This window comes from Haloprofundus halophilus, assembly GCF_003439925.1.
GTDB classification, from domain to species: domain Archaea; phylum Halobacteriota; class Halobacteria; order Halobacteriales; family Haloferacaceae; genus Haloprofundus; species Haloprofundus halophilus.
The window spans coordinates 808,049-834,440 of the sequence record NZ_QQRR01000002.1 but is presented as its reverse complement, the minus strand read 5'-3'; the positions used below and the strand labels follow the sequence as shown (position 1 = coordinate 834,440).

Here is a 26,392-nt window from a genome sequence, read left to right as displayed (position 1 = left end):
TTACGTCTCAAGTTCGGCTTTGGCCACCTCCGCGCCGGCGAACTCGAGCACTTCGCGCGCCCCCTCGCGGGAGTAGCCCTGTTCTTCGAGCGCGTCTATCCAGGCGTTGCGCTCGTCGTCGTCCAGTTCGTTCGCCGACACCAGCGCGGAGAAGTTGATGTTGTGCTTCTTGTCCTCCCACAGTTTGCGCTCCAGCGCGCGGCGGAGGCGGTCGTTGTCCTGCGGGTTGAACGACGTGCCCTCGCGGGCGCGCCGCGAGACCCAGTTGCTCACTTCCTGTCGGAAGTCGTCCTTGCGGTCGCTCGGAATCTCCAGTTTCTCCTCGACGGAGCGGAGGAACTTCTCGTCGGGGTCTTGCTCGCGGCCGGTGAGTTCGTCGCGGACGGTGGCGTCGTCGATGTACGCCATCACGTGGTCCATGTACTTCTCGCCCTGCCGCTGAATCTCGTCTAAGTCGTACGCGAGCGCGTGGCGCACGTCCTCGATGGCGCGCTCCTTGTACTCGTCGCGCACCATCTCCAGGTAGCGGTGGTAGCGCTCGACGTTCTCCTCGGGGATGGAGCCGTGGTTCTCGAGGTTCTCCTCGAAGTGCGTGAAGATAGAGAGCGGGCTGAGGTAGTCGCGGCCGCGGTGCGTCGAGTCCATGATGGCCTCGGCAATCTCGTCGCCGATGAAGCGCGCGGAGACGCCCTCCATCCCCTCGGCGATGTCGGCTTTCGACTCTCCCTCCTCGCGGAGCTTCTTCACGTCCACGTCGTCGCCGTCGTCTATCTCGCCGTTGTACGCTTTCGCCTTCTGCGTCAGCGAGATGCGCTCGCCGTCGGGTTCGGTGATGCGCGTCAGCACGCCGAACAGTCCCGCCATCTCCATCGCGTGCGGCTCGATGTGCATGTGCGGCACGTCGGCGTTCCGCAGCATCTTGCGGTAGATTTCGGCCTCCTGGGTGTACTCGAGGACGTACGGGAAGTCGATGCGTTTCGTCCGGTCGTTGAACGCCTCCATCTTCTCGTCGCCCTTCTTGTCGCGGTACTCGGGCATGTTCGTCCGCCCGACGATGACCTGGTCGATGTCGATTCGGGGGTTGTTCTTCGGCTTGATGGTCTGTTCCTGACTCGCGTGCAGGAAGTCGTAGAGGAACTCCCGCTGGAGTTTCAGCAGCTCCTCGCCGGAGAACAGACCCCTGTTGGCGTTACAGAACGCACCCGAGTAGTCGAACGCGCGCGGGTCGGACTCGCCGTACACCGCGAGCTTCGAGTAGTTGACGTCGCCCGTCAGTTCCGTCTCGTCCTGGTTCTTCTTGTCCTTCGGTTCGAACGTCTCGATGCACTGGCGTTTGTTCTCGCTGGCGACGAGTCTGATGATCTCGACGTGGTTCTCCAACACCGACTGGAGGTCGTCGTCGTACTCCGCCAGCAGTTTGTCCATGTAGAACTCGCTGGCGGGGTCGAGCGACTGCTCGTTGCGGATGGTGTACGGCGCGTCGAGGTTCTCGTTCAGTCGCTCGATGACTCTGTCGCGCTGTTCCTGCGGAAGCAACACGATGGGGTCCTGGTTCATCGGCGACTGGACGGTGTCGTCGGCGGGGTCCTGGTCGCGGATGACGTCGCAGAGGTTCGTCCACCGGAAGGTGTACATCCGCCCCTCGTCGCGCATCGTGTAGTCCTCGAAGTAGCGTCGGACCATCAGGTCGAAGTGCGACTTGCCGGACCCGACCGGGCCGAGAAGGAGTTTGATACGCTTCTCGGGGCCGAGTCCGCGAGCGCCGCTTTTCACCTTGTTGACGAACTCGTGGATGGACTCGTGGACCTCGCGGCCGTAGAAGATGTTCTCGCCCTCGTGGAGGGGGTCTTCCGACGCCATGAGGTACTCGACGACACCGGCGTCTTCGTCGTACTCGGTGCCGTAGTAGTCGAACATGTCGGCAACGCGCTGGTGGGCGTTGCGAGCGATGCGCGGGTCGTCGTACAGTTCGCGCAGGTACCAGTCGAACGTGTTCGCCTCGCGGAGGTCCGCTGGCACGGAGTCCTGGTAGTGCTGGCTCAGGTCTTCGAGGGTTTCGATTTCGCCGTTCATTGTATCACTGACGGAGTCTCGTGTAGTCTGCGGACGGGCGCCTGTCGCGGACGAAAGCTCCGTCGCGCGACGACCGGCCGCGACTCGCCGGTCCGCTGACGCGTCGCTCGCGCCGTGGGGCGTGGTAGTCGTGGCCGACAGTCGTTCGTCCGTGACATCGTTTGACACACCTCCTTCGCGCACGACGACGTTATCGGCGACTGCGAACGACACAGAACGGCTCTCGTTTGGCGAGCGGTACGGGGAGGGTGATTGCTGCATCCACCTCGGAGTTGTCCGAGACTATTTAGAGTGTGAGTCAGTAGCATACATAAGTCTTTTCCCAATTTCGGGTCCGTTCACGAAATTGGAACGGTAAAATAGATAGACGCAGCGACGATGGACGACGCTCCCGAACCTATCACGAGAGAGATTTATGTATTCGCTCGCACTTTCGAGGAGTAATTTCGAGCGATGAGAGCGGCCGGTTGGTTCGGTGTTGTATATTGAACAAGTTGACATTGCTCAGGTACGACTGAGTTTCACTAAACTCACTCGAACTCATATTGCTGACGCTACTCGTGGCAATAAAAACCAAAAATTCAGAAAGTGAATATCCAGAGGTCACCACATAGCTCAGATAAAAGATTATAAGTGGTGCAGTCATATGTCTATACGTCCAGGACCAGGAGGGCACAGCCAGTTCCCACTGACTATGTGCTCCCCTAGTTTTCGTTCTTACTGAGTAGCGCGTATGTCACTCCAACGTGCACAATTTGTATCGCTAGTAGAGATATTTCATACGGCACTACGATGGTAATGTCCATGTTTTGACTTGCCTCTCTGTGCTACTTGCAGAACCTCTTGGACTGTCCAGGACCAGGAGGAAACCACAAGTATTTGGCACTTAGACGATTTTCCTGCATAAGTCTTTTCCCAATTTCGGGTCCGTTCACGAAATTGGAACGGGGAAATAGGCAGACGCAGCGACGATGGACGACGCTCCCGAACCTATCACGAGAGAGATTTATGTACTCGCTCGCACTTTCGAGGGGTAATACCGGGAGACGGGAGCCGCGACCGACCGGCGCCGAGCGTCGAACGCGACCCGCGACGACGAACGGGTCGGCTTAACCGCTCGGCGACCGAACTCCCTCGTATGAGCTTCGATGCGCTCCCCGACGGGTGGACCGTCTGGAACGACGAACCGGAGGGCCGGGCGATTCTCGCCTACCGACCGGACGTGTTCGACAGCCAGCAGTTCCCCGCCCCCTGTATGCCGACGGTGTTTCTCAGCAACGGCTCGCGGAAGCGGCGACCGGGTGCCTCCCAGATAGAGACCGACACGTGGCACGTGACGCTCCTGTTAGAGCCCGAGATCGAGGCCGAGACCACCGAGTACGACTCCCGAGCGGCCGGCGTCGACGGCGCCGTCGAGTGCGCGCGTCGGTTCGCCGACGGCGAGGTGGAGTACCGGTCGCTGTACCAGGTTCCGCGCGAGGAGTACTTCGAGAAGCTCGACGAACTCACCGGCCGCGAGAGCTGAGCGTCGGTTCGGCCGACCCGGTGTCCGACGGACGCGAGGCTTAACACCGAGGCCGTCAAACGCCCGCTCATGTCGACCGTCACGCTCATCGGCACCCGCCTGGCGGAACCGGGCCGAGAGTTCGTCTACGAGGGCGAGTCCACCGCCTGCAAGGGGTGTCCGTACCGAAAGCAGTGTCTGAACCTCTCGGAGGGGACGCGCTACCGCGTCCTCGACGTCCGCGAGAACACTCAGACCCTCGAATGCGCGGTCCACGACGGGGGCGTCCGCGCCGTCGAAGTCGAACCCGCGCCGGTTCCGGCGAACGTCCCCTCGAAGGGGGCGTACGCCGGGAGCAAAGCCCGCCTGCAGGGGCCGTGTCCGCACACCGAGTGTCCGAGCCACGAGTTCTGCGAACCCGACGGCGCCGACTTCGACGAGGAGTACCGCATCCAGTCTATCGTCGGCGACCCGCCGCACGACTACTGCCACCTCGACCGGTCGCTGACGCTCGTCGAACTGGAACCGAAGGAGAACTGAGTCGACTCTCGGCGCGTCGGCGTCGGGTCGCTTTCTCTCGCCGTCTCACTCCAGGGTGCCGACTCGCTCGGCGGTGTAGCCGAACAGGTCGGGGTAACCGTACGGCGAGAGCAACACCGGGTAGAAGTCGACTTCCGCGGCGAGTTCTTCGCCGTCGTAGGTGGCGAACCGTGCGCCCGCCTCGACCGCCTCGAAGTTCGTCGCGAACACCTCGTACTCGCCGGCGGGCGGCTTCGGTATCTCGTCCGCCAGTCGGAAGACGGACACCTCGTCGCTCAGCCCCGCGTCCAGGCGGTCGGCGCTCTCGGGGGCCGGGAGGACGCCCGTCGCCGCGAGGAAGCCGCGAATCAGGTCGTAGGCGTTCTCGGCGGCTTCGTCGCTGCCCTGTAACCCGCACTCGACTTCGACGGTGTGGGCGTGGTCGATGAGCCGACCCTCCGCGAAGCCGTCGGTCTCGACGAGCACGTCGACCGGGAGGTGCGGGCAGACCGCGCGGGCGACGGCGTCGACCGAGTCGACGACGGCGAACGGTCGCGGCGTCGACTGCGTGGAGTGCAACGCCAACACCGTGCAGTCGCGGAGTTCGGTGACGAGGTCGTACGCGAGGCGGCGCTCGTGGCTCTCGGCGTCGGCCGACCCCGGAAAGGAGCGGTTGAGGTCGTCGTCGAGGTAGCGAACGCCGCGTTCGAGCGCCTCCTCGTTGGCGACGACGAGTTTGACGGGGCGTTCGACGGTCGGCTCTTCGGCGAGCAGGCGTTCGACCGCGAGCGGACCGCACGGCTCGTCGCCGTGAATCCCGGCGACGACGGCGACTTCGGGTGTCCCCTCACCCAGTTGGTGAACACGCATGAACGTGGCCAAAGCGGGGGACGGTGATATCGTTTTAGAAACTCCCGGAGAGCTGTCATCGCGTCGACGCCACCGAGAGAACCGGGAAAGTTCAGTCGAGACGGTCGGCGTACTCGTAGTCGGATTCGTACGCCGTCGGTCGGTGGTCGTCGAGGCTGATGCGAAAGCCATCCAGTGCGGTCGGGTCCTCCAGCGCCGCCCGCATCGTCTCTCGAACCTCGGGCAGGTCGACGCCGTAGAAGTCGTCCGGGATGCCGCGGAGATACTGGAGCGCGGTCCGGAACAGCGAGCGCATCCCGTCGTCGTCCTCGAAGTCGAAGTGCTTGTACGTCCCCGCGGCGACCTGCACCATCCCGTGGAGGAAGGCGCTCTCGGTGGTGCCGCTGCCGTAGTTGTACCACTCGTCCTCGAAGCAGTCGTGGCTCTCGTGGAACTCGCCGGCGTTGAACAGGCGGACGCCGTGTTCGACGGCGCGGCGGAGCGTAGCGTGTTCCCACCGGTTGTCCGCGCGCCACCCGGTCGGGTCGCCGAGCGGCGGGGCCACGCTCGGGTCGCGGGTGTGCTCGTCCATATCGGTGAGTCCGCGTCGAGACGGGTAACTGCATCGGTGGTCCGAAGCCCGCTCGACTCGCTCGGCGCTACGGCTCCGCCGCGGCGTCGAGCATCTCGTCGACGAACTCGTCCAACTTCGACGCGTCCGGACCGGGTCGAGCGTGCGTCTCGTAGTCGATTTTCTCGGGGAGCGTCGCCGTCTCGGGGCCGATTCGGTCGCCGATTTCTCCGTCGTCTCCCCGGCGCTTTCGCTCGACCAGTTCCTCAGCCAGCGCGAGCAGGTCGTCGTCGAAGACGTCCGGTGCTTGCTCGGCGAGGAACGTCGGGACGTCGACGTGCGGGAGTTCGTGTGCGCCGGCCTCGCCCGTGGCCAGGAGGTATCGCGCGCTCATCACCGCGACGAGCACCGCGAGGTTTCGCTTCACCGTCTGTCTGATCTTCGTCGACCGGACGGTTCGCTCGACGAACTCGTGCGACGGATGTTCCGCTCCGCTCGCCGATTTCGACTCGACGTGTTCGGCGGGGATACGCGCCGGTTCCTCGCTATCGACGAGGTGGCGCGGAATCGTGAACTCCCCGTCGCTCCCGCGACTGCGGACGACGTACGCCTCGTCGGTGCGCTCGACGATGGGATACAGTTGCTTTTCGCTGTCGACGAGGTGCCACGAGAGATACTTCCGGTAGTTCGACTTCGCGATGCCGCGGTAGCAGTAGTAGAGACTCGCCGGGTCGAACGTCGCCTCGACGTACTCGCGGAGCGCGTCGGCGTCGAACCGCTCGCGGTATCGAATCGGACTCCGGAGCGCGTCGATCGCCCCGTCGTTCGACTGCGAGAGGAGTGTGGCGAACCTCGTCACGTCCCACCCCGAGAGTTCGATGTCGGCCCCGAACGTCCGCTCGACGGTGTCGCGCGGTTTGGAGAGGTGAAACCCCGTCCGGAGGTCGCGGGGCGCGTAGACGACGCCCACGTCGTAGTCGCTCTCCGGCGAGTCGAGCCCCCACGCGTGGCTCCCGCGAGCGACGGCGAGCACGACCGAGACATCGCGTTCGGCTTCGAGTTCGCGGAGCGCGTCCTCGATTCGCTCTCGCGCCTCCGCCGGAATCGTCGTCACGGTTCCGGGATGGTTTCGGCGAGTGCGTAGGTGTTTCGGACGCTCGCTCTCCGTTCTCGAACCCGTATCTACCCCGGGTGTGCCGCGAGTTCCGGAACGTTTTAGCGTTCCGAGGTTCCACCGAAAACTGCGTGCGAGGGTAGCCAAGCCCGGAAACGGCGGCGGACTCAAGATCCGCTCCTGTAGAGGTCCGTGGGTTCAAATCCCTCCCCTCGCACTAATCGCCGCCGCACTCACGCGGCGGCGTGAACGTGCACAACGGGAGGATTTGAATGAGGCCGGTCGCCTCGGCGTCCGGACGTAGTTCAAATCCCTCCCCTCGCATCGCCGGGGTTCACCCCCGTGATGCGGAAGACCGCTCTCGGAGCGCTCTTCCCTCGCAAAACTTCTCGTCGAAATCGACCGCCGAGCGGCTTCGCCGTACTGTCCGAGTCGCGTCCTCGCCAGCGACGCCGCTACGCGACTACTGAGCACCGAAAAAGCGGGAACCCTACTGCCTCGTCGCCGCCGACAACTCCTTCAGATTGCTTCTCGCCGCCGTCGCTTCACTGCGCTCGCGACGAGCTTCCGTTACCGGAACCGCCGTCGGTCAGCGGTCGTCCGCCCTCGGTCACGAGGCTGTCGGCGAACATCTGCGCTTCGTCGGCGGTCGGTCGGCATCCGTCGTCCATCTCCTCGCAGATGCGACTGACCAGGTCGGTCATGTGCTGGCGCTCGCCGTTCTCGTAGACGTACTCGAACACGTCGTTGTAGGCGTACTCCTCCCAGTGACTGGCACTGTCCTCCTCGAAGCGCGTGTCGGCGAGGTACTTCAGCTGTCGAGCGGCAGTTTCTGGGTGCATGGGAACGCGTTCTACGTCGACGGGCATAAAACTACTCTATTTCAGAACTGAGTTAATTACTTCGAACGGCCGATGTGCGGCGTCTCAGACCTCGAAACTGGCGTCGAGGTACGCTTCGAGCAGGTTCGGGAAGTCCCGTCCGCGGAGGTAGCGGAGGCCGAAGTCCTCCGCCCAGTCGATGATACCCGTGTCCTCGGTGACGACGCCGGCGTCGAGTTCGCGGGCGAGTACCAGCAGGTCGAAGTCCTCCTGCGAGTCGACGACGCCGCGTCGGAGCGTCTTCCGGTAGTCGTGACGGAGGTCCGAGATGGCAGCGTCGGCGACGCCCGCCTCGGCGGCGTCGCGGACGGCGTCCTCGGCGACGCGCAGCCCGCTGTCGACGCGGGAGCTCATCTCGTGCATGAACCGCGAGACGACTTCGGCCGGAATCATCACCTCGAAGCGCGAGGGGTGTTTACGGATGACCCACGTGTTCAACTGGGCCGTCGCCTCCTCGTCGACGCCGCGGTTCCGGAGTACGACCATCAGTTCGTCGTGCACCGACGGCGGCATGTAACAGGAGATGTTGAGCCGGAGTTTCGCCAGCGCCAAGGTGTCCAGCAGTCGGACGAGCGCGTCCTCCATCGTCTCGCCCTCCGCGCGAATCTCGTCGGAGAGAAACAGCGAGGTGTCGAGAACGAACCGCTGTTTCAGCGGATAGTCGGCCATCGAGCGTCGATAGGCGGGGACGGTACATGAACCTCCGTGGCGACCCGACGGGAACTCGTCGGACCGACGGCGACGTATCGCCGGCCGTGAGAAAAGATTCATGTTGGTGGGTAACATAGCACAGTATGCGAGGATCGCAAGGATACACCGGACGACCGCACCCGTTCACACCGGACGCGGTTAGACGCAAACACCAAGAAATCCGTAAGAGGAAATCGAGGTCAACGCGTCGCAGGAGAACCGACCCCGCCCGCATTTGGCCGTACGAGGCCAGAAGAAGGTCAAGTAACGGACGACGTGAAAACGGCGTTCGCGAAACCGACGTGAGTCGGATGGGCCGTTAGGGCGGCTGAAAACGTCCCCCGTCCGAGTCCAATTTGTGATTCTCGTCTTCTCACACACCGAGACGCGGAGCGTCGCGTCGACGTAACCCGTTTTCACCGCGCAGAGTGCGCACCGCCGACGTATCGCGTATCGAAATCGACGCCTATTCGGTCCGGTCGGCCGCCGACCTACCAATGGCAGACGTTTCACTTCGCGCGGCCGTCGCCCGACGCGCCGCCGAGGCGGGCGCGGCAGTCGCGTTCGACCGCTTTCGACGCGGCATCGACGTAGAGACGAAAGAGGGCAAGACCGACGTCGTCACGCAGGCCGACAGAGACGCGCAGGCCCGCGTCGCCGACGTCATCGCCGACGCCTTTCCCGAAGACGAACTCGTGGGGGAGGAGAGCGTAGCGCCGCGCGCGACGGAAGAGGCGAGCGGGCGAGGCCCGCGGGCCGACGACGCGCTCAAAACGGTCCCCGACGACGGCGACGCGTGGGTCGTTGACCCCATCGACGGGACGAACAACTACGTCCGGAACATCCGCATCTGGGCGACGGCCGTCGCCGCCGTCCGCGAGGGCGAACCCGTCGCCGCCGCGAGCGCCCTCCCAGCACTCGGCGACACGTACGTCGCCGACGCCGACGCGGTTTACCGAAACGGACACGAGGTCTCGGTGAGCGGCGAGACCGACCCCGAGAAGAGCACCGTCGTCCCCACAGTCTGGTGGGATTTCGACCACCGCGACGAGTACGCGGCCGCGACGCGCGAAATCGTCGAGCGGTTCGGCGACATGCGGCGATTCGGCTGTGCGCAGGCCGTGCTGGCGATGGTCGCCGACGGGTCGCTGGAGGGGACGATGACGAACATCGTCACGAACCCGTGGGACACCGTCGCCGGCGTGTACATGGTCCGGCGCGCGGGCGGCACCGTCACCGACCTGGAGGGCGACCGCTGGCGACACGACTCGAAGGGACTCGTCGCCTCCAACGGCGCGGTCCACGACGAGGTGCTCGCCGCGGCCCGCGGTATCGAGAAACTGGACGACTGACCGGGAGGTCCGCCGAACGTCGACGATTGCCGACCGGTTGCACGATTCGGTAGGCAGAAGTCGCCGGCCGTCCAGTTGCGCGCATGGAACTCGACGACACGGACCGTGCGATTCTCCGCATCCTCCAGGAGGACGCCCGCACCCCGTTCAGCGAGATCGCACGTCGAATCGACATGTCGAGTGCGACCGTCCACGACCGGGTGGGTCGGATGGAGAACGCCGGCGTCATCGAGGGGTACCACGCCAAAGTCGACCCGAAGGCGGCGGGATACGGCACGTCGGCGCTGGTCGGCCTCCGCGTCGAACAGGGCCATGAGGCGGAGGCGCTGGAGCGCCTCGAAGAGCTCGACGCGGTCAAGGAGATCTACCTGACCACCGGCGAGTGGGACGTGATGCTCCGGGTGTTCGCCCCCGACACGGAGGGGCTGCGCGAACTGATGTTCGACCACATCGCGGCGATGGACGGCTTCTCGCGCTCGCAGACGATGGTCATCCTCGGCACGGAGTACGAACGCGCCGGAGTGCCGCTCTGAGCGTCGCTTCGCCCGTTCTGCCGCTCTGAGCGGCGACTCGCTCGTTCTGCCGCTCGGCAGTCCCGTCTATCCGTCTCGAACGCCCGAGACCGGAACCCTCAACACGCGTCACTCCGGCAGTTCGGGTATGTCAACGGTCGCAGACCGCGTGGAGGCGAACCCCGAGCGGACGTGGCTCGCGGCGATGGCCGCGCTCCTCGCCGCCCTCGTCGGCGGGTCGCTTCTCTTTCCCCGCATCGTCTACGATGGCTTCCTCTGGCACTACTTCTGGGGCCCGGTCGTCGCCGACGGCGAAGGCGCGACGTGCGCCGTCCGCGCCGACGGCACGACGACGCTCCTCGACAGCGCCGCGGCGTGTCAGTCCGCGACGGGCTTCGTCGCCTACCCCGGCTACACGCTCGTCTCGGAGGCCGGCTACGTCGTCACCCTCCTCCTGATGCTCGGCGGCGTCGTCCTGCTCCTTCGCCGCCTCGACATCGGCACGAGTCGCAAACTCTTCTACGCGCTGTTCCCGTTCATGCTGTTCGGGGGGGCGCTCCGCGTCGTCGAAGACGCGGGTATCGCGGCGATGCGCGCGGGCGTCGAACCCGCTATCCCGTTCCCCTGGAGCGCGCTCATCATCAGCCCGTTCATCTACTTCACCGTCTTCTTCGTCACGCTCGCGGCCGTCGTCGCCACCGTGACGCTCTCGCGCCGCGGCGTGCTCGACGAGTTCTACCGGCCGCTGGCGGCTATCGGGACGGTCGTCCTCGCGGTGACGCTCGCGTATCTCGGCTACCTCGCGGCGACGACGGAGTACGTCACGTTCTACCCCCAGGTCATCACCGTGATGCTCGTCGCGACCACCGTCGCCACCGCCGTCACGTGGTGGCTCGTCGAGACGTACCGGCCCGAACTCAACGCCGGAACCGCCTACATCGGCCTGCTGCTCATCTGGGGGCACGCCCTCGACGGCGTCGCCAACGTCGTCGGTCTCGATTGGATGCCGGCGCTCGGCGCGGGGCCGAACCTCGTCCCGAAGCATCCGGTGAATCAGGGCATCGTCGACGTCACCGCCGCGGTGTTGCCGGCGTCGGTGCTCGCGGTGACCGGCGACGCGTGGCCGTTCCTGCTCGTGAAACTCGCCGCCGCGGTGTTCATCATCTGGATCTTCGAGCCGGAGATATTCGAGGAGAGTCCGCGCTACGCGATGCTGCTTCTCATCGCGGCGCTCGCGGTGGGGCTCGGTCCCGGCACCCGCGACATGCTCCGGGCGACGTTCGGCATCTGAATCGGTGCTGGTCCCGTTTTTCCGTCGTCTCAGCCCGCTATCGTACTCGTCTCGCCGTCGGCGCGGACGGTGATGACCGTACAGTCGAGCTTCTCGCGGAGGTACGACTCGATGTCGGGGTCGTCCAGGAACTTCCGGAGCATTCGTCGCCAGCGCCCGGCCTGTTTCGACCCGATGACGACGATGTCCGCGCCCTCGGCGGCGACCTCTTCGAGAATCGTCTCCTCGACGAGGAAGCCGCGGCGGATGACGTAACGGGCGCGCGACACGCGGCCGAACTCCGCCTGCGTGGCCCGTTTCAGCTCCGCTCGGGTGACGTTCTCGCCGTTCTGGTAGAGGTTCACGTGGAGGACGGTCAGCTCGGCGTCTCGTTCCTCGGCGATGCGCACCGCTTCGCGCAACGTCGCCTTCGAGTGGCTGGTCAACGGGTACCGAACCGGGACGACAACCAACGTCATTACAGGACGGTCAGCGTTCGCAGGTGTGAATATTTCTATCCGGTCCGCGATAGGTACCGGAGACGTACCGTCTCGCCTACCGAACGGACGCTCGGCGAACGTCGCCCGTCGACTCCGGTCACTCGCTCGCCGGCCGTCGACCCCGGTCACTCGCTCGTCGGCCGTCGAATCCGACCGTCGACGCTCGCTGAGACGCCGAACTCGCGGGCGTACTCGGCGAGTATCTCGTGTTGGATGCCGTACTCGCCCGCGCGGTGGCGCTGCTCGATAACCGGGAACTCGTGGTCGCTGTGCAGGAGATACTCCGCCGTCGCGACGCGGTACAGTCGGTCGGGGTCGACGGGGTCGCCGCCGACGCGGACCCCGTCGAGGTCGTTTCGGTCGTCGTCCCACCGGAGCGTCGCGCCGCTGACGTGGCCGTGCCACCAGTGCGGTTCGCCGAAGTCGACCGCGCCGCCCGCGGCCTGCCGGAACGCCGTCAACAGCTCCTCGCCCGTGAGTTCGGCGACGACGACGGGTTCGGCGAAGGGGACGACGCTCACGAGGTCGGCGACGGTCACTTCGCCCGACAGCGGCGGACCGTTCCGGATGCCGCCGCTGTTCTGCAGGCCCACGTCGGCGTCGGCCGCCCAGCGGTACGCGTCGGCGACGAAGTTGCCGACGGCGCACTCGCCGCCGAAGACGATCCCCTCGCTCCGCCGCATCGGCGTCTCCGCCTCGCCGACGACGCTGTCGAGGCCGGACTCGGCGAGTCGGCTCCGAAGCGCCGCGACGAGCGCCCCGTCGACCGGCGCGTCTCGCTCTCCGAGCCGGTGGCGCTGCGCGCGTGCGCCGTCTCCGTCGAGCGTCACTTCGAGCACCGTCCGGCCGTTGACGCCGGGTCGCAGGAGGAGCGTGTCGTCGACGTACTCGACTCGCGCCGAGTGGACGTGCCCGCCGAGAACCGCGTCGACGTTCACCCGCTCGGCGAGTTCGCCGTCGCCCGCGCCGAGGTGGGAGACGGCGACGACGTAGTCGACGCCCTCGTCGCGGAGGTCGGCGACGGCGCGCTCGGCCGCCTCGTACGGGTCGGTGAACGTCAGTTCGGCGGCCTGCGGGTTCAGCGAGTCGGTCGCGGGGTCGGTGAGGCCGAAGAAGCCGATATCGTCGCCCTCGACGGTTTCGACGGTCCACGGGACGACGCCCTCGTCGCGGCCGAACCGCTCGCCCTCCTCGTCGCGGACGTTCGCGCTCACCCACGTCTGCGGGGCGTCGACGACCAACTGGCGGGTCGCGTCGGGACCGTAGTCGAAGTCGTGGTTGCCGAACGTCTCCACGTCGCTGCCGACGGCGCGGAAGAAGTCGAGCGCCTGTCGGCCCTTCGAGACCAGCGCGAGGACGCCCGGCGAGGTGTTGTCGCCGCTGCCAACGACGAGCGAGTCGGGGCCGCCGAGCGAGGAGAGCAGCCCCGCGAGCCGGCCCGCGCGCTCGGGGTCGTCGTAGACGTTCTCTATGTCGGAGTAGTGGAGCAACCGCGGCATTCACTCCGCGTCGGAGCGGCCGCGGTAAGAAGCCTGCGGCTTTATTCGAGCTTGAAGGCGACGGTCGCCTCGGCCTGGTACTGTCGCCCGTCCTGGGCCATCTCGACCATCAACTCGTCCACTTCGACCCAGTAGACGTTCTCCAGGGTCTCCTCGGCGCGGTCGACGGCGTCGTCGACGGCCGCTTCGAATCCCTCGTCACTCTGTCCGATGAGCGTGATCTTCTTGAACACCATCTCGGGTGCGACTACGGTTCGTGACGGTAAAAATGCACACGACGGTCACACGTTCCGAGAAACGGTGGCGACGCGTCCGTTCCTGTCGATGCACGTTCTCGGCGACGTGTCCGTCCCCATCGGTGCACGTTCTCGGCGACGCGTCCGCCCCGTCCGGTTACTTCGCCTGCTCCGACTTCGTCCGACTCCCGCCGAACCTCGCCGCCACCGCGCCGACGACATCCGAGAGGTGTGCGGTCCCCCAGATGGCGACGACGACGCCGCCGAGCGTGTTGAACATGATGTCGACGAGCGTGTCGCTGAGGCCGAACTGGGTCAACACCGGGTCGCCGCCGGTCATCGCGGCGACCTCGCCGATGGCGAACTCCAGTACCTCCCAGAACACGCCGAAGGCGACGGTGAACATGAGGATGAACACGAACACGAACCGCGGCGGGAGCTCGACCGCGTCGGTGTGGACGTCCAGCGCGCGGGTGACGGTGTAGCCGACGGCGGCGACGATGGACGCCGACAGCGTGTGCGTCATGTGGTCCCACCACCAGAACTGGCGGTAGAGCCCCGTCTCGACGCCGGGAAGCCCGCCGCTACCGATGGCGTGGAGGAAGACGGCCGTCGTCACCCACAGCGTCAGTCCCGCGTCCATCGGGATGTGGTAATCCCGCTCCAGAAGGGCCGGGAGGTACGTCACGCCGAGGCCGACGCCGGCGTTGACGACGACGCCCACATCGCCGCGTTCGACGCCGATGGCGACCATCCCGACGAGAAACAGCTGCATCAGCCGCGCCAACTGGGTCTGCCGCCGACCGTTGATGCCGAGTTTCTCACGTACTCTCATCGGCTCTCACCTCCGCCGACGGTCGCCGGAAGCCGCTCGCGGGCGTGCGAACGGCGGCGGAAGTAGAACTCGAACAGCAGTCCGGCCCCGACGCCCGCGAGCGTCGCGGCGACGAAGTCCCACATCATCGCGGTGTGGACGACGTCTCCGGGGCGGCCGTCTAGGAGGAACTCAGTGCCGAGATAGAGGTCCGAGAGCCACTGGACGACGGCCCACACCCCGGCGGCGGCCATCGTCGTGACGGCGACGAACAGGACGGCGAAGGAGTCGTTCATCCGCACGGGCGTGAACACGTCGAGTTCGACGGCGACGACGAGCGCGACGGCGGCGACGGCGAAGTAACGGACGACGCGTCCGCTGAGCGTCACGCCGTCGATGGTCTGACCGCCGACGAACGCCTGTCCGACGACCGGGAGCACCGCCAGCGCCAGCACCTCCCACGGCAGCATCGCCCGCGGGTTCCGGTAGGCGACGGCCGGAACGGCGGCCAGTCCGGCGGTGGCGAGGACGAACCCCGCCTGAACGAGTTCGCCGGTCAGCAGTTCCCCCGTCCCGGCGGCGCAGAGAACGGCGACGAAGACCCACCCGACGGCCGCGTTCGTCCGCTCGTTTTCGACGACGTGGCTCAGTCCCGACCGATTCATGGGCCCCTATCGTTCTGTTCCGAGCAAAAGGCTTCCCACTACGGCGGCCGCTCGCGCGCCGAGTCGGGACCGCGGCGGTGCGGTCACGACCGACTCAGGCGACGAGATACGCGACCGTATACGCGAATCCGGCGATACTCACCGCCGCGAGACCGGTACAGAGGGCAGCGACTCTGTCCGGTAGTTCTACTCGTCGACTCCGGATTCCGACGCGGGGGGCCGCACCGACCATCCCGACGGCGAGGACGCTGAACACGAACGGGTACGACAGTTCGAGCGTCGGCGCGGGGATGAGCAGCACGCTGACGGCGTACGCCGCACCCAGCGCCGCGCGCCCGTCGATGGCGTCACGGAGCGAGTAACCGGAGAGGGAGAGCGCGACGACGAGGGCCGTCCAGATGGTGAGCAGTTCGAGACCGAACGCGCCCAGCAGGTTCAGCGTCGGGTCGACGCTGAACGACAGTCGGTCCGCGAACAGCGTCGCGTCGAACGGGTAGAACATCTCCGGCGGCGACCCGGTGAACAGGTCGCCGAACGGGTGCGAGACCAGTCCGACCAGCGCCGTCGAGAACGTCGCGCGCGGACTCAGGTCGGTCCAGCGCTCGACTCCCTCCGCGATGGCGACGGCGACGGCGACGAACAGCGAGACGACGACGGCGCCGAGGCCGCCGGAGACGGCGGCGGCGACGGTGACGACCGCCGCCAGCAGCGCGACGGCCGCGACGAGTTCCCGCCGCCGCCGCAGACGACGGCCGCGAAGCCACAGCGCCGCCGCGACGGCGACGACGGGCGCGACGAGCACGGAGTGCGTCATCGCTCGGTGGACGAGGTTGCCGGTTTGCCAGAACTGCGAGGCGACCGAGAGCGCGTCGGTCGTCTGCGCGCCGACGACGCCGACGAACGCGTAGGCGATGTCAACGTCGGGGGCGGCGGCGAACGCCGCGGCGACCGCTCCCAGGGAGAGCGCGCGCGTCGAGTCGACGCCGCGAATCGCGGCCGCACCGGCGACCAGCGCGAAGGCGAAAACCGCGTGCCCGACGAACATACCGGTGGTTGCGCGGCGGAACAGATAAGCAGTGCGGACCCGGGGGGTCGCCGACGCGGGCAGCGGTCGGAGTTCGGGAGTCGCCGGCGCTCTCCGCGTCTCAGGCGTAGTCGTCGAGCTTCGTCCACTTCTTCTCTATCTCGGCGTTGCTGCGGACGACGGTGTCGTCTTCGACCCGCATACGGGTTTTGCGGAGTTCGATGCTCACGACCTCGCCGGTTACGTCGCCGGCGACGACCCGGTCGCCGGGGTTGAAGTCGGGGTCGCGCAGCAGGTAGACGCCGGCGACCGCGTCCGCGATCATCCCCGAGGTGGCGTAGGAGACGCCGAGGGCGACGAACCCCGCGGCGGTTCCGAGCGACGCGGCGATGCCTTCGAGACCGACGATGGAGAGGAACGACAGCGCGACGGCGAACCAGAGAAACACCGAGACGATGGTCGCGACGAACTGCCGGTAGGCCGGCGACTCGCCTGGGAGCGCTCGTCGCAACGCCACCCTCACGACGAAGAGGACGAGTTTGACGACCGTCGCCGCGATCAGCAGAAACAGCGCTCCGACGAGGAGCACCGGAATCGCGTCGACTAGCTGGGTGAGAAACGCCGCTACGGCGTCGTCGACGACGCCGGTCTGTAAGACGGGTGGCTGCATAGCCGAAAAGTAACCGCCGAACTGATAAATTCCGCCCCCGACAGTCGAGCGACCGTCAGGCGACGGCTGGAACGTCTTCGCGGATGACTCGATAGTTGTCGTCGGCGTCGCCGTCGCCGACGCTGATAACCGCCCACTCGTAGGTCCGGGCGGTGCGTTCGAGTCGTCGACAGAGCGAGTCGGCGTGTTCGTCCCAGGTGACGAAACATCGGAACGGCGGGCCGTCGTCGCGCCCGCCGTCGGCGAGCGTGCGACCCATCGTGTCGTCGTCTGCGACGGCCGTCACTTGGACGGTGCGCCACTTTCGTTCGGCCCGTAGGTCCGTCCCCTCTCCGGATACGGTGTAGCCGAGGCGAGTGAAAATCGTCTTGGCTGCCTCGACCGGTGGCATGGTAACAGGGGCCATGTGAGCGAACGTACACCCGCGTGTTTGATAAACCTTGTCACAGTCGCCGAAAACAGTCCCGAACTTCTGAGCGAGAGGTGTACGGTCGACACGCTGGTCCGAATCGACACGCTGGTCCGAATCGACACGCTGGTCCGAATCGACACACTTCGTCCGGCGGCCTCACTCGTGGGCGGCGTCCCACTCGTCGGGCTTCTTGATGTTCCCGCAGGTGTTGCACTCGATGCGGCCCATCGTGTCCATCGCGTTGTCGAACGTCTCGCAGTTGCCGCAGAGATACCCCCAGCGAACGTCGCGTGACTCTGAGACGTACGTGGTGAAAAACGGCGCTTTCGATCCGCGTTCGCCGTCGCTGCGGTCGACGTAGACGGTGTCGTCTGCGGGCGTCGTCGCGAGTTCCAGTTCCATGCGTTCGACTACGGGCGACTGGAGTTAATTACGTTTCTAGGTGCGGAAGCTCTCGCCGCAGCCGCATTCGGAGACGACGTTCGGGTTCTCGACGTGGAAGCCCGCGGCCTGCAGGCCGCCCTCGTAGTCGAGGACGCTCCCGCCGATGTAGCGGCGACTCGCCGGGTCGACGAAGATGCGGAGGCCGTGGTGTTCCGTCACCGCGTCGTCCGATTCGGGTTCGTCGTCGAAGCGCATTCCGTACGAGAGGCCCGCACAACCGCCCTGTTGGACGAAGAGGCGGAGCCCCGCGACGTCGGTGTCCAGTCCCTCACCCTCCAGAAGCGAGAGCGCTTCCGACGCCGCGCTCTCGGTCACCTTCACCGGTGTTTCGGCGTCACCATCGACGGATTCGGTACTCATGGCTGAGCGTATCGTCCGAAAGGTGTTAACTGTGACGCTGATTCACAGGGCCGAGCGACGCCGGCGAAACGTGGCTGGCGCGGCCCGCACGGTCCGAGACGTTTGCACTCTCTTCCAAAAGTTGTGAAAATCGAACAAGTTCTAGAATTTTTGGAATTCGTGGGTCCTCGAACAGTGTCCCTACGTTCCGCTATTCGTCGTCCGCGTCGTCCCCGCCGTCCGCACCGTCTCCGCCGTCCGTCTCGTCGAGTCGAACGCGGACGCTCTCGGCGTGGGCTTCCAGCCCTTCGGCCTCCGCGAGCGTCGTAATCGTCCCCGAGAGCGCGTTCAGGCCCGGTTCGTCGAGGCGTTGGACCGTCGTCGAGCGGACGAACGTGTCGACGGAGAGACCGCCGTACAGTTTCGCGCCGCCGTTCGTCGGCAGCACGTGGTTCGTTCCGGAAGCGTAGTCGCCGGCTGCGACGGGCGTGTACGGCCCGAGGAACACGCTTCCGGCGTTGGTGATGCGGTCGAGAAGCTCCTCGTCGTCGCGCGCCTGAATCGAGAGATGTTCGGCGGCGTACTCCTCGGCGAAGAGGACGGCCTCGGGCATCGAGCGCGCCAGGAGAATACCGCTCGCGTCGTTGTCGAGCGCCTCGGAGATGACGCCGCTGCGCTCGCGGTCGTCGACACCGGCTTCGACCGCCTCGGCGACGGCCTCGGCCGTCTCCTCGTCGTCCGTCACAGCGACGACCGAGGCCTCGGGGTCGTGTTCGGCCTGCGCGAGGAGGTCGGCGGCGACGAACCTCGGCGTCGCCGTCTCGTCGGCGACGACCAGAATCTCGCTCGGTCCGGCGAGGAAGTCGATTTCGACGTCGCCGCGGACCTCGGCCTTCGCCGCCGTCACCCACTTGTTACCGGGACCGACGACCTTCTGGACCGCGTTGACCGTCTCCGTGCCGTAGGCGAGCGCGGAGATGGCCTGCGCGCCGCCCGCGGCGTACACCACGTCCGCGCCGGCAGCGTGAATCGCCGCGAGCGTCACCGGGTTGATCTCGTCGGCGGGCGGCGTGGCGACGGCGACGTACTCGACGCCCGCGACTTTCGCCGGGATGACGCCCATCAGCGCGCTCGACGGGTAGGCGGCCGCGCCGCCGGGAACGTAGACGCCGACGCGTTCGAGCGGGCGGAACCGGCGGCCGAGTTCCCTCCCCGAGAAGTCGGCGCGCCAGTCCTCAGGAACCTGCCGTTCGTGGAACTCGCGGACGTTGTCGGCGGCCGTCTCGATGGCCTCGCGCATCCCCTCGTCGATGTCGTCGTACGCTCGCTCGGCGAGGTCCGTCACGTCGACGTTGCCGACTTCGACGCCGTCGAACTCGCGGGAGAACTCCCGGAGCGCCACGTCTCCCTCCTCGCGTACGCGGCCGACGATGTCGCGCACGTCGCTGCGGACGGCGTCGACGCCCGCGTCGCGCTCGAACAGCGCGTCGCGCTCGTCGGGGCCGAGATCCGCGATTCGCTTGACTTCCATGGGCGCGCTTCGAAGGCGGTGCGAAAAGACGTTCCGATAGTGGGAGACGCGCTCTCACGAACGTTTATCCGGGAGAGCGCGACCACTCCCGCCCGTGCGCTGACGACGTGACGCGCGGGGAACGAGGCGGTTGTGCGGCGACCCTCCGCGTGCTGGGAGCCTCGCCGCCTGCCAGCCCCCGATAGACGTCTTCACTCCTTCGTCACGTCTCTTCGATGGGAACGACGCCGAAAAACGAGAGCGCGGCGCGAACGAACAGGTAGACGACGAGGCTGAACGCCGCGAAGAACGTCGGCGCGGCGAGCAGCCGCGCGACGCCGTAGGGGAGAAATATTCTGCTCGTCCCCATGACGACGAAACTGACGAGGATGAGGCCGAACGCCAGAAACGAGAGTTGGACGAAGCGATCGCGGTTCACACGTCCACGAGTGCGAAGCAGCGATATGGCTGTTCCGCCCTCGGCGGACTCAGCCGTCGCCGAGTTCTCGCATCGTCCCCTCGGAGGCGAACACCGCGTCGACGACGCGCTGCACCCGCTGTGCCTCCTCGAAGGAGACCAGGTTTCCGTCGCCGCCATCGAGCGAGGTGACGAACTCGTCGACGAGCGTCAGCGTCGTCTGCTCGCGCATCTCGTTGAGCGTCGTCACGTCTCCCGCTTCGGAGTCACCGCGGTTCTCGACGAGTTTGTACCACTCGGTCAGCGTCAGCGACGACTCGGACCCGACGACCGTAATCGAGTTCTCCTCCGACTGCTCGTGGTCGCAGAGCAGGTCGAGCGTTCCGTGGACGCCGTCGACCTCGAAGTAGCCGACGATGGACTCCTCGTACGTCTCCGGACCGGTGTAGGTGACCTCGGCGCTGAGTCGCTCCACGGAACCGAAAATCTCCTGCACGCCGAACAGGAAGTGCGTTCCGACCTCGCGGAGCGGACCGCCCTGTTCTCTGCTCTTCAGCCACTCCACGTCCTGCCACTCGCGGGGCCACTGCGGGAATCTGAAGTCGAGATTGATTCGCTTCGGACGGCCCACGTCCCCGGCGTGGATGCGTTCTCGCATCTCGACGAACCCGGGCGTGTACCGGAACGGGAGGTTGACGGCCGTCGTCCGCTCGGAGGACGCCTCGAGTTCGACCATCTTCTCGCCCTCCGCGGCGTTCTCGGCGAGCGGTTTCTCGCAGATGACGTCCTTCTCCCGTTCGAGCGCGACCTGTGCGACTTCGAGGTGGCCGGTCGGCGGGATACCGACGTAGACGACGTCGACGGCCTCGGTTCCGATGAGCTCTCGGTAATCGGTGAACGCCGCGCAGTCGTACTCGTCGGCGAACGCCTCGACTTTCGACTCGACGAGGTCGCAGGCCCCCCAGACGTTCGTCCGTTCGTGAGCGGAGAACGATTCGGCGAGTCGGTTCCCGATGACGCCGCAGCCGACGATTCCCACGTCGTAAACCGGTTCGGTCGACATGGCGTCGAAGAGTACCGTCGCGGCAATGATTCTGGTCATTCCGGAACGGGTCGCGTCGCTCCCTGCGTCGACCTCGCGAGAAGACGAGAGGCGTGTCGCCGACAAGCTATCGTTGCTCGCGCCCGTGAACACTCGTGCATGGACGACTCAATCCGAGTCACCGTCGAGAGCGACGGCGAAGAGGAGGCGTTTCGAGTTTACGACACCGACGGGTCCGTCGAAGTCGGCGACGCGACGTTTCGGTTCGCTGTCGACGACGAGCGCCTCGGAACCGACGCCGACGCCACCGACGAGACCGGCTCGTCGTCCCCGAAAGCCGACCCGCCGACCGATCCGCGTCGACTCGTCGCCGTCGACGACGTGCCCACGAGGGGAACGGTTCGGTTCGAGGCCATTAACGGACAGCGCGGAACCGAGGGGATACTCGAACGCAGCGGCGACGAAGTGTACGCGTGGCGAAACTCCTGCCCGCATAAACCACACGTCAGACTCGACCCCGGATTCGGCGCTCGTACGACCGACGACCACATCGTCTGTCACGAACACGGGGCGCGGTTCGTCCGCGGCGACGGGTTCTGTACGCGAGGGCCGTGCCGCGGGCAGTCGCTCGACGCCATCGAGGTCGAGTGTCGAGACGGCGACGTGTATCTCACCGACGACCGATTCGACTCGGGCCGTCGCCTCTAATCGGCGCGGAGGCGATAGCTGCGCCTCACCGTGTCGTTCGCCGACGGGCGCTCGTTACCCAGCGTCACCGCTACGGACTCGAAAATAACAGAATGTGGGGTCGTTTTGCCGCGAAAGCGGCGTACTAAACTGCTTTACAGGCGCGTGAGGTTCGTCGCGCGCGGGCCCTTCGGGGCCTGCTCGATGTCGAACTCCACTTCCTGTCCCTCTTCGAGGTCAGGGCCGCCAACGTCCTCCATGTGGAAGAAAACGTCGTCGTCCGCGTCGTCCGTCGAGATGAAACCGTAGCCGCCAGTGTCGTTGAAGAAATCAACTTCGCCTTTCGCCATTGCTTTTGAAACCAGTCGCCGTTCACGAATAAGGCTTGCGAATTTGTAGCGCCGCCACGTTAGATAAATTGACCATCAGTGGCCGAACTGGAAAAACGGTGGACGAGCGTGTTTCGTTGACCACGATTACAGGGTGTTGGCGACAGGTTTGACGGTTATCGAACGGTTTTCTGTAGTATCGGTTGTTCCGGTGTGGAGGAAGTCGGGGCTGGTCGTGGAACTCACCGGTCGGAGCTGTAGAATGTTGCCCGGGACACTAACGGCCGGCCTCATCCCGTGGCGGCATGCCGCGTCGGCCGGGAAACCCTCGTGCCAGGCAGCCGTCTCTTTGGGCCGGACGGCGGTTGCACTGATGTTGCGCGCCCGGGTTCGCCGCGCGGTCATCGCTCCCGAAGTGGGAACACTCGGGCGGGGACTAAAGGCACGCAGTCGACGTACTCTCCGCGCCCTCATACGGGTTTCGACCCGCTTCGCCGACGGACTCGAACTCGACTCGGTCGACCGCCGAGGGTCTCTCAGTAAATGGCCAAAGCAGGCGTCAAACCCCCCAATGTTCACGAATTTACGAGAAAATGCGACCGAATCCGAACCCACTTATGCGAGTGTCACCCACCCACACGCTAATGGCAGTACGCGTTGGCATCCTCGGCGCAACCGGTGCGGTCGGACAGCGATTCATCCAACTTCTCGACGGACACCCGAGTTTCGAACTCGCGGCGGTCACCGCGAGCGACGAGAGCGCGGGCGAGAGTTACCGCGACGCGGCGAAGTGGCGCGTCGACACACCCATCCCGGACGACGTCGCCGGGATGGAAGTCCGACGAACCGCCGTCGACGACGTGCCCGACGACCTGGACCTCGTCTTCTCCTCGCTCCCCTCCTCGGCGGCCGCGGACGTCGAACCCGACTTTGCGGAGGCCGGCTACGTCGTCTCCTCGAACTCCTCGAACGACCGAATGGCCCCCGACGTGCCGCTCACCATCCCGGAGGTCAACGCTGACCACCTCGGACTCATCGAGGTCCAGCGCGACGAGCGCGGCTGGGACGGCGCGCTCATCAAGAACCCGAACTGCTCGACTATCACGATGACGCCGACGCTCGCCGCGCTCGACGCGTTCGGCCTCGAACGCGTCCACGTCTCGACCCTCCAGGCGGTCTCGGGTGCGGGCTACTCCGGCGTCACCTCGATGGAGATCATCGACAACGCCATCCCACACATCGGCGGCGAGGAGGAGAAGATGGAGAGCGAATCTCGGAAACTGCTCGGCTCCTTCGACGGCGCGGAGCTCTCGCTGCACGACGCCGACGTCTCGGCCTCGTGCAACCGGATTCCGACGCTCGACGGCCACCTCGAAAACGTCTTCGCGGAACTCGAAGCCGACCCCTCGGTCGACGACATCGCCGACGCGATGCGCGAGTTCCCCGGCATCGGCCTCCCGAGCGCGCCCGAGCCGCTCATCCGCGTGTTCGACGACCCCCACCGCCCGCAACCGCGGCTCGACCGGATGCACGGCGACGGGATGGCCATCTCCGCCGGCGGGATTCAGGAGACGAGTTCGGGTATCAAGTACAACTGCCTCGCGCACAACACGATTCGCGGTGCGGCGGGCGCGAGCGTGCTGAACGGTGAGTTGCTGGTTGAGGAAGGCTGGGTCTAGAACCCACCTTTTGCGCTGCGGGCCGCCTTCGGCGGCCCTCGGCAAAAGCTGTCTTCGCGGTGGAACCGCGAAGGCTTAGCAGACGCGAAGCGTCTGCTCTCGGACCAAAAGCACCGTCAGAGACAAGCTCTGACGAGCCCTCGTTCGCTTCGCTCACGAGGACACTCCTCCTTCGCTTCGACGCTTCGCGTTTCCGCTCAGTCGTCGGCCGAAAATCGCTCCGCGATTTTCGTACACCAGGGCCCGTTGAAGCCTATAGTTGGTGACAGTTTGGTGAGACCGTGCTGAATAGAGAGCGCTTATCGGTCACAGTGTTACCTTCTGGTGGACTCCTCAACGAGTGGCCGTACACATTCGTCATTGGTTCTGCTCTTCCATCCCTGTAACTGGATTGTTTTGTCCGAAAAACATCTGAAGGGCCAGATATACCCCAGCGTAAACCGCTGTCATAATAGCAATCCACAGTAGAAGGACCGAGGATAATGTTAAATCAACCATAGGAGCAATCTACCAACAGTTGAGCAAAAACTTTCGGGTACTAAGCATTTGTACCGAACAAGTGTTTCTTCATCAATCGGCTAAAACTGGCGATGGTCGCTTGATAAATACAACCTCTGTATCTTGCATCCCGTTACTGACAGCCGTCGAGGAGTTCGCTTACCGACTGCTGAATACATAGCGCGTATCGGTCGTAAATTTGGTACTCGTGGTAACCTAATCGTATTACTACTGGCTCCCGACCCCGCATGATTCGAGGGGGTTTCGCTAAACCGAATCTACTTTTTCACGCAGTCGCCAATTTGAAGATCATTAAACTTCTCCCGTGATACTTCGACAGCATTGCCCCCTTCATCACCGGGGATACCATTGCAGTCGTGGTCTTCGTATCGAATGAGATAATAGGGTTCGTCGGAGCCGAACTTGTGTTTGAGAGCGCGGTGGAGGTCCTTCGAGACATACGTTCCGTTGTCGAACGCGTCTGTATACTTGTCGTGAATTGTACGGCTCACTGCTCCATCGGGCTTACGCGACTCGGTCAGTACAATCAACGACCCTGGTTCTCCGCCAGCATCGGCTGCCATCTGTCGCCAGTAGACCCGTCCCTCTCGACCGGACTGGAATCGGCCATATCCAATCCATCCAGCGCCACCGACGACACCGAGTACAGCGAGAATCGACCGCCGTTTCATTATCCCATACTTCAAACAAAGCCATTTAATTCATAGGAAATTTCTCCTGAGGTCGATCGGAGTCGGAATTAAACAAGCAATTCGCATGCGCTACTTCGCGATGATTCATATTCGCTGAGTCGGAATAAACTGCGTCTCTATGCGAAATACATCCTCTGAGTCGGTCACGTTGATCCTGACGAAAGTTGAGCAGTTTGAATCGTGCGTGCTGTATACATAGCGCGTATCGGTCAACCGAAGCCCTCGGTAGTGGACATAGAGAAGCCGTTCCCCCCGTTCGCCGCCGCTGGTGTTCCAAGACGTGCTAGAACGAAGCACACCGAGCGAAATCTAAAGAGCCAACGTTGAGGAGTTTCCGTATGGAACTCGTCGAAGCCACCGCTGACGACCTTAATGCGCTTGTCGGTCGCTGGTACGACCTCGCGAAAGCGATGGAGGATTACTCCGGACTGAACGAACTCACGTACACGGACGTCAACGAGGTCCCCGACGGTGGCTTCCGCGCTCACCTTGACGACGAGGATATCACTGACTACCTCATCGTCCACACAGGTGATACAATCGGGTTCGTCACGCTTCGTGAGGGCAACCACGGTTCCCGTCAGTACTCACGGTACCTCCGCATCGTGAACTTCGCTATCGACGAAGACCACCGAAATCGAGGCCACGGAACAGAGGCCGTCGAGCGGGTGAAAAAAATGGCTCGCGAGCAGGGTTGTGATCTCCTCAAGGTCTCCTGTGAATGGCAGAACGAGGGCGCACGCCGGTTCTACCGTAATCTGAGCTTCCAGCCAAAGCAAGTTGACTACGCACAGCCGTTAGAGTGAGTCGAAAGCCGCATCCGGTACAGGGGAAAATTCGTCTGATGAGAAGTGATGTTCAAATCACTTGACATCGATGCGATACTCAAACCCGTTCGACGACGGCGAGGAGCCCTTGCTCGGAACGTACTCGTGTTTCAAACACACTCTCCTGGGTCTCGTGGACCGTCCACTGATTTCCGAACGCAGAGTGAATATCGTCTGGAGTGAGTGGATTCGGCCCCGCGTTCTCGGTAGCGCCCTCGGCGAAGCCGACGAGAAAGAGGTGTCCACCCGACGAGACGGCTGCGGCGAGTTCACGAGCGTAGGTTTCCCGTTCGTCTGTCTCGAAGGCGTGGAAGAGCCCACTATCCAACACCGTCTTGAACGGCCCGAGATTGCTTGGGAGGTTCAGCGCATTTGCAACACGAAAATCGGCGTCCAGACCTTGCTCTCTGGCCCTCTTTTGTGCCACTTCAATACCTACCTCGGAGAAATCGATGCCGAGAGCTGTGTATCCTCGTTCTGTAGCCCAGAGTGCGTGTATCCCGGTGCCACATCCAACGTCGAGGATTGGGCCGGTCAATTCATAACTTTCGATGGCATCCACGAGCGCTGGTTGTGGGTGACCGATGTCCCACGGTGGAACTGTCTCACTTCTATACACCTCGTTCCACCAATCCGCTTCGTCTCCTGTTTCGGACCGATCGCCCATGGCCTTTCACTATATCCAATTACCTATCATGAATCTGCGGTACACATCCTCTGTATCTTGCACTCCGTTACTGACAGCTATCGA

Annotated in this window: 31 protein-coding genes and 1 tRNA gene; 9 read left to right on the top strand and 23 right to left on the bottom strand. The window is 64.7% G+C overall.

Annotated elements, in window-relative coordinates; translation table 11 throughout:
* The gene (locus tag DV709_RS13925; protein WP_117595013.1) at positions 1–2,073 is read right to left on the bottom strand and encodes a PrkA family serine protein kinase; all 2,073 of its coding nucleotides are present in this window, start codon (positions 2,071–2,073) and stop codon (positions 1–3) included.
* A gap of 1,138 nt (positions 2,074–3,211) precedes the next feature.
* On the opposite strand from DV709_RS13925, the gene DV709_RS13920 reads away from it, so the two are divergent.
* Complete coding sequence (locus DV709_RS13920; protein ID WP_117595012.1) at positions 3,212–3,598, top strand: DUF5820 family protein; 387 nt, start codon at positions 3,212–3,214, stop codon at positions 3,596–3,598.
* Between the two features lie 69 nt (positions 3,599–3,667).
* Positions 3,668–4,117: a UPF0179 family protein gene (locus DV709_RS13915; RefSeq protein WP_117595011.1), complete on the top strand. Its 450-nt coding sequence runs from the start codon at positions 3,668–3,670 to the stop codon at positions 4,115–4,117.
* Between the two features lie 45 nt (positions 4,118–4,162).
* Here the strand turns inward: DV709_RS13915 and DV709_RS13910 are convergent, their stop codons facing one another.
* The 3 genes from DV709_RS13910 to DV709_RS13900 all read right to left on the bottom strand — a co-directional run bounded on the left by DV709_RS13910 (position 4,163) and on the right by DV709_RS13900 (position 6,630).
* On the bottom strand, positions 4,163–4,966 hold the full coding sequence (locus tag DV709_RS13910; protein WP_117595010.1) for a succinylglutamate desuccinylase/aspartoacylase domain-containing protein: 804 nt from the start codon (positions 4,964–4,966) through the stop codon (positions 4,163–4,165).
* A gap of 91 nt (positions 4,967–5,057) precedes the next feature.
* Complete coding sequence (locus tag DV709_RS13905) at positions 5,058–5,537, bottom strand: DUF309 domain-containing protein (protein ID WP_117595009.1); 480 nt, start codon at positions 5,535–5,537, stop codon at positions 5,058–5,060.
* 67 nt (positions 5,538–5,604) lie between these two features.
* Positions 5,605–6,630 (bottom strand): nucleotidyltransferase domain-containing protein, encoded by a 1,026-nt coding sequence (locus DV709_RS13900; RefSeq protein ID WP_117595008.1) that lies wholly within the window; start codon positions 6,628–6,630, stop codon positions 5,605–5,607.
* Positions 6,631–6,763: 133 nt separating this feature from the next.
* Between DV709_RS13900 and DV709_RS13895 the strand changes: the two genes are divergently transcribed.
* A tRNA-Leu gene (locus DV709_RS13895) sits at positions 6,764–6,847 on the top strand.
* A 328-nt stretch (positions 6,848–7,175) separates the two neighbouring features.
* Here DV709_RS13895 and DV709_RS13890 read toward each other — a convergent pair.
* Both DV709_RS13890 and DV709_RS13885 read right to left on the bottom strand, forming a co-directional pair.
* Complete coding sequence (locus DV709_RS13890) at positions 7,176–7,472, bottom strand: hypothetical protein (RefSeq protein ID WP_117595007.1); 297 nt, start codon at positions 7,470–7,472, stop codon at positions 7,176–7,178.
* Between the two features lie 84 nt (positions 7,473–7,556).
* Entirely contained in the window at positions 7,557–8,180 is a 624-nt protein-coding gene (locus DV709_RS13885; RefSeq protein ID WP_117595006.1) for an RNA ligase partner protein, read from the bottom strand.
* 518 nt (positions 8,181–8,698) lie between these two features.
* Here DV709_RS13885 and DV709_RS13880 point away from each other — a divergent pair.
* From DV709_RS13880 to DV709_RS13870, 3 genes are all read left to right on the top strand, one after another.
* Complete coding sequence (locus DV709_RS13880; RefSeq protein WP_117595330.1) at positions 8,699–9,553, top strand: inositol monophosphatase family protein; 855 nt, start codon at positions 8,699–8,701, stop codon at positions 9,551–9,553.
* Positions 9,554–9,636: 83 nt separating this feature from the next.
* Positions 9,637–10,086, top strand: a complete 450-nt coding sequence (locus DV709_RS13875) for an Lrp/AsnC family transcriptional regulator (RefSeq protein ID WP_117595005.1) — start codon at positions 9,637–9,639, stop codon at positions 10,084–10,086.
* 127 nt (positions 10,087–10,213) lie between these two features.
* Positions 10,214–11,356 (top strand): DUF63 family protein, encoded by a 1,143-nt coding sequence (locus DV709_RS13870; RefSeq protein WP_117595004.1) that lies wholly within the window; start codon positions 10,214–10,216, stop codon positions 11,354–11,356.
* Positions 11,357–11,385: 29 nt separating this feature from the next.
* On the opposite strand, the gene DV709_RS13865 is transcribed toward DV709_RS13870, so the two are convergent.
* The 13 genes from DV709_RS13865 to DV709_RS13805 all read right to left on the bottom strand — a co-directional run bounded on the left by DV709_RS13865 (position 11,386) and on the right by DV709_RS13805 (position 20,929).
* The gene (locus DV709_RS13865; protein WP_117595003.1) at positions 11,386–11,814 is read right to left on the bottom strand and encodes a universal stress protein; all 429 of its coding nucleotides are present in this window, start codon (positions 11,812–11,814) and stop codon (positions 11,386–11,388) included.
* 146 nt (positions 11,815–11,960) lie between these two features.
* Positions 11,961–13,334, bottom strand: a complete 1,374-nt coding sequence (locus tag DV709_RS13860; protein WP_117595002.1) for a bifunctional metallophosphatase/5'-nucleotidase — start codon at positions 13,332–13,334, stop codon at positions 11,961–11,963.
* Between the two features lie 41 nt (positions 13,335–13,375).
* Positions 13,376–13,570, bottom strand: coding sequence for a dodecin (locus tag DV709_RS13855; protein WP_117595001.1), 195 nt, complete (start codon positions 13,568–13,570; stop codon positions 13,376–13,378).
* Between the two features lie 157 nt (positions 13,571–13,727).
* Positions 13,728–14,405, bottom strand: a complete 678-nt coding sequence (locus DV709_RS13850; protein WP_117595000.1) for a hypothetical protein — start codon at positions 14,403–14,405, stop codon at positions 13,728–13,730.
* Complete coding sequence (locus DV709_RS13845) at positions 14,402–15,049, bottom strand: hypothetical protein (RefSeq protein ID WP_117594999.1); 648 nt, start codon at positions 15,047–15,049, stop codon at positions 14,402–14,404. The genes DV709_RS13850 and DV709_RS13845 overlap by 4 nt, the downstream gene beginning before the upstream one ends.
* A 94-nt stretch (positions 15,050–15,143) precedes the next feature.
* Positions 15,144–16,094, bottom strand: a complete 951-nt coding sequence (locus DV709_RS13840) for a metal-dependent hydrolase (RefSeq protein ID WP_117594998.1) — start codon at positions 16,092–16,094, stop codon at positions 15,144–15,146.
* Positions 16,095–16,194: 100 nt separating this feature from the next.
* The gene (locus tag DV709_RS13835; protein WP_117594997.1) at positions 16,195–16,743 is read right to left on the bottom strand and encodes a mechanosensitive ion channel family protein; all 549 of its coding nucleotides are present in this window, start codon (positions 16,741–16,743) and stop codon (positions 16,195–16,197) included.
* Positions 16,744–16,798: 55 nt separating this feature from the next.
* A complete protein-coding gene (locus DV709_RS13830; protein ID WP_117594996.1) occupies positions 16,799–17,149 on the bottom strand; it encodes a DUF7116 family protein in 351 nt (116 codons plus the stop codon).
* A 162-nt stretch (positions 17,150–17,311) separates the two neighbouring features.
* Entirely contained in the window at positions 17,312–17,557 is a 246-nt protein-coding gene (locus tag DV709_RS13825; protein ID WP_117594995.1) for a DUF5816 domain-containing protein, read from the bottom strand.
* A gap of 36 nt (positions 17,558–17,593) precedes the next feature.
* Complete coding sequence (locus tag DV709_RS13820; RefSeq protein ID WP_117594994.1) at positions 17,594–17,959, bottom strand: HesB/IscA family protein; 366 nt, start codon at positions 17,957–17,959, stop codon at positions 17,594–17,596.
* A 190-nt stretch (positions 17,960–18,149) separates the two neighbouring features.
* Positions 18,150–19,469 carry a histidinol dehydrogenase gene (gene hisD, locus DV709_RS13815; protein WP_117594993.1) on the bottom strand — a complete coding sequence of 440 codons (1,320 nt, stop codon included), beginning with the start codon at positions 19,467–19,469 and terminating at the stop codon, positions 18,150–18,152.
* 202 nt (positions 19,470–19,671) lie between these two features.
* Complete coding sequence (locus DV709_RS13810) at positions 19,672–19,887, bottom strand: hypothetical protein (RefSeq protein WP_117594992.1); 216 nt, start codon at positions 19,885–19,887, stop codon at positions 19,672–19,674.
* 49 nt (positions 19,888–19,936) lie between these two features.
* Complete coding sequence (locus DV709_RS13805; protein ID WP_117595329.1) at positions 19,937–20,929, bottom strand: Gfo/Idh/MocA family protein; 993 nt, start codon at positions 20,927–20,929, stop codon at positions 19,937–19,939.
* A 138-nt stretch (positions 20,930–21,067) separates the two neighbouring features.
* Here DV709_RS13805 and DV709_RS13800 point away from each other — a divergent pair, with 138 nt between their 5' ends.
* The gene (locus DV709_RS13800) at positions 21,068–21,616 is read left to right on the top strand and encodes a Rieske (2Fe-2S) protein (protein WP_117594991.1); all 549 of its coding nucleotides are present in this window, start codon (positions 21,068–21,070) and stop codon (positions 21,614–21,616) included.
* Positions 21,617–21,750: 134 nt separating this feature from the next.
* Here DV709_RS13800 and DV709_RS13795 read toward each other — a convergent pair whose 3' ends face one another.
* Positions 21,751–21,945 (bottom strand): cold-shock protein, encoded by a 195-nt coding sequence (locus tag DV709_RS13795; protein ID WP_058582823.1) that lies wholly within the window; start codon positions 21,943–21,945, stop codon positions 21,751–21,753.
* A gap of 623 nt (positions 21,946–22,568) precedes the next feature.
* Between DV709_RS13795 and asd the strand changes: the two genes are divergently transcribed.
* The gene (gene asd / locus DV709_RS13790) at positions 22,569–23,603 is read left to right on the top strand and encodes an aspartate-semialdehyde dehydrogenase (RefSeq protein WP_117594990.1); all 1,035 of its coding nucleotides are present in this window, start codon (positions 22,569–22,571) and stop codon (positions 23,601–23,603) included.
* A gap of 357 nt (positions 23,604–23,960) precedes the next feature.
* On the opposite strand, the gene DV709_RS17815 is transcribed toward asd, so the two are convergent.
* Both DV709_RS17815 and DV709_RS13785 read right to left on the bottom strand, forming a co-directional pair.
* Positions 23,961–24,101 (bottom strand): hypothetical protein, encoded by a 141-nt coding sequence (locus DV709_RS17815; protein WP_157972745.1) that lies wholly within the window; start codon positions 24,099–24,101, stop codon positions 23,961–23,963.
* A gap of 278 nt (positions 24,102–24,379) precedes the next feature.
* Entirely contained in the window at positions 24,380–24,793 is a 414-nt protein-coding gene (locus DV709_RS13785; RefSeq protein WP_157972744.1) for a hypothetical protein, read from the bottom strand.
* A gap of 359 nt (positions 24,794–25,152) precedes the next feature.
* Here DV709_RS13785 and DV709_RS13780 point away from each other — a divergent pair, with 359 nt between their 5' ends.
* A complete protein-coding gene (locus tag DV709_RS13780; RefSeq protein ID WP_117594988.1) occupies positions 25,153–25,620 on the top strand; it encodes a GNAT family N-acetyltransferase in 468 nt (155 codons plus the stop codon).
* Between the two features lie 79 nt (positions 25,621–25,699).
* Here the strand turns inward: DV709_RS13780 and DV709_RS13775 are convergent, their stop codons facing one another.
* Positions 25,700–26,308 carry a class I SAM-dependent methyltransferase gene (locus tag DV709_RS13775; protein ID WP_117594987.1) on the bottom strand — a complete coding sequence of 203 codons (609 nt, stop codon included), beginning with the start codon at positions 26,306–26,308 and terminating at the stop codon, positions 25,700–25,702.
* Positions 26,309–26,392: the final 84 nt, after the last annotated feature.

Coding starts and splice junctions, on each gene's coding strand:
- DV709_RS13925 (WP_117595013.1), bottom strand. CDS start 2,073: ATGAACGGCGAAATCGAAACCCTCGAAGACCTGAGCCAGCACTACCAG.
- DV709_RS13920 (WP_117595012.1), top strand. CDS start 3,212: ATGAGCTTCGATGCGCTCCCCGACGGGTGGACCGTCTGGAACGACGAA.
- DV709_RS13915 (WP_117595011.1), top strand. CDS start 3,668: ATGTCGACCGTCACGCTCATCGGCACCCGCCTGGCGGAACCGGGCCGA.
- DV709_RS13910 (WP_117595010.1), bottom strand. CDS start 4,966: ATGCGTGTTCACCAACTGGGTGAGGGGACACCCGAAGTCGCCGTCGTC.
- DV709_RS13905 (WP_117595009.1), bottom strand. CDS start 5,537: ATGGACGAGCACACCCGCGACCCGAGCGTGGCCCCGCCGCTCGGCGAC.
- DV709_RS13890 (WP_117595007.1), bottom strand. CDS start 7,472: ATGCACCCAGAAACTGCCGCTCGACAGCTGAAGTACCTCGCCGACACG.
- DV709_RS13885 (WP_117595006.1), bottom strand. CDS start 8,180: ATGGCCGACTATCCGCTGAAACAGCGGTTCGTTCTCGACACCTCGCTG.
- DV709_RS13880 (WP_117595330.1), top strand. CDS start 8,699: ATGGCAGACGTTTCACTTCGCGCGGCCGTCGCCCGACGCGCCGCCGAG.
- DV709_RS13875 (WP_117595005.1), top strand. CDS start 9,637: ATGGAACTCGACGACACGGACCGTGCGATTCTCCGCATCCTCCAGGAG.
- DV709_RS13870 (WP_117595004.1), top strand. CDS start 10,214: ATGTCAACGGTCGCAGACCGCGTGGAGGCGAACCCCGAGCGGACGTGG.
- DV709_RS13865 (WP_117595003.1), bottom strand. CDS start 11,814: ATGACGTTGGTTGTCGTCCCGGTTCGGTACCCGTTGACCAGCCACTCG.
- DV709_RS13860 (WP_117595002.1), bottom strand. CDS start 13,334: ATGCCGCGGTTGCTCCACTACTCCGACATAGAGAACGTCTACGACGAC.
- DV709_RS13855 (WP_117595001.1), bottom strand. CDS start 13,570: ATGGTGTTCAAGAAGATCACGCTCATCGGACAGAGTGACGAGGGATTC.
- DV709_RS13850 (WP_117595000.1), bottom strand. CDS start 14,405: ATGAGAGTACGTGAGAAACTCGGCATCAACGGTCGGCGGCAGACCCAG.
- DV709_RS13845 (WP_117594999.1), bottom strand. CDS start 15,049: ATGAATCGGTCGGGACTGAGCCACGTCGTCGAAAACGAGCGGACGAAC.
- DV709_RS13840 (WP_117594998.1), bottom strand. CDS start 16,094: ATGTTCGTCGGGCACGCGGTTTTCGCCTTCGCGCTGGTCGCCGGTGCG.
- DV709_RS13835 (WP_117594997.1), bottom strand. CDS start 16,743: ATGCAGCCACCCGTCTTACAGACCGGCGTCGTCGACGACGCCGTAGCG.
- DV709_RS13830 (WP_117594996.1), bottom strand. CDS start 17,149: ATGGCCCCTGTTACCATGCCACCGGTCGAGGCAGCCAAGACGATTTTC.
- DV709_RS13825 (WP_117594995.1), bottom strand. CDS start 17,557: ATGGAACTGGAACTCGCGACGACGCCCGCAGACGACACCGTCTACGTC.
- DV709_RS13820 (WP_117594994.1), bottom strand. CDS start 17,959: ATGAGTACCGAATCCGTCGATGGTGACGCCGAAACACCGGTGAAGGTG.
- hisD (WP_117594993.1), bottom strand. CDS start 19,469: ATGGAAGTCAAGCGAATCGCGGATCTCGGCCCCGACGAGCGCGACGCG.
- DV709_RS13805 (WP_117595329.1), bottom strand. CDS start 20,929: ATGTCGACCGAACCGGTTTACGACGTGGGAATCGTCGGCTGCGGCGTC.
- DV709_RS13800 (WP_117594991.1), top strand. CDS start 21,068: ATGGACGACTCAATCCGAGTCACCGTCGAGAGCGACGGCGAAGAGGAG.
- DV709_RS13795 (WP_058582823.1), bottom strand. CDS start 21,945: ATGGCGAAAGGCGAAGTTGATTTCTTCAACGACACTGGCGGCTACGGT.
- asd (WP_117594990.1), top strand. CDS start 22,569: ATGGCAGTACGCGTTGGCATCCTCGGCGCAACCGGTGCGGTCGGACAG.
- DV709_RS17815 (WP_157972745.1), bottom strand. CDS start 24,101: ATGGTTGATTTAACATTATCCTCGGTCCTTCTACTGTGGATTGCTATT.
- DV709_RS13785 (WP_157972744.1), bottom strand. CDS start 24,793: ATGAAACGGCGGTCGATTCTCGCTGTACTCGGTGTCGTCGGTGGCGCT.
- DV709_RS13780 (WP_117594988.1), top strand. CDS start 25,153: ATGGAACTCGTCGAAGCCACCGCTGACGACCTTAATGCGCTTGTCGGT.
- DV709_RS13775 (WP_117594987.1), bottom strand. CDS start 26,308: ATGGGCGATCGGTCCGAAACAGGAGACGAAGCGGATTGGTGGAACGAG.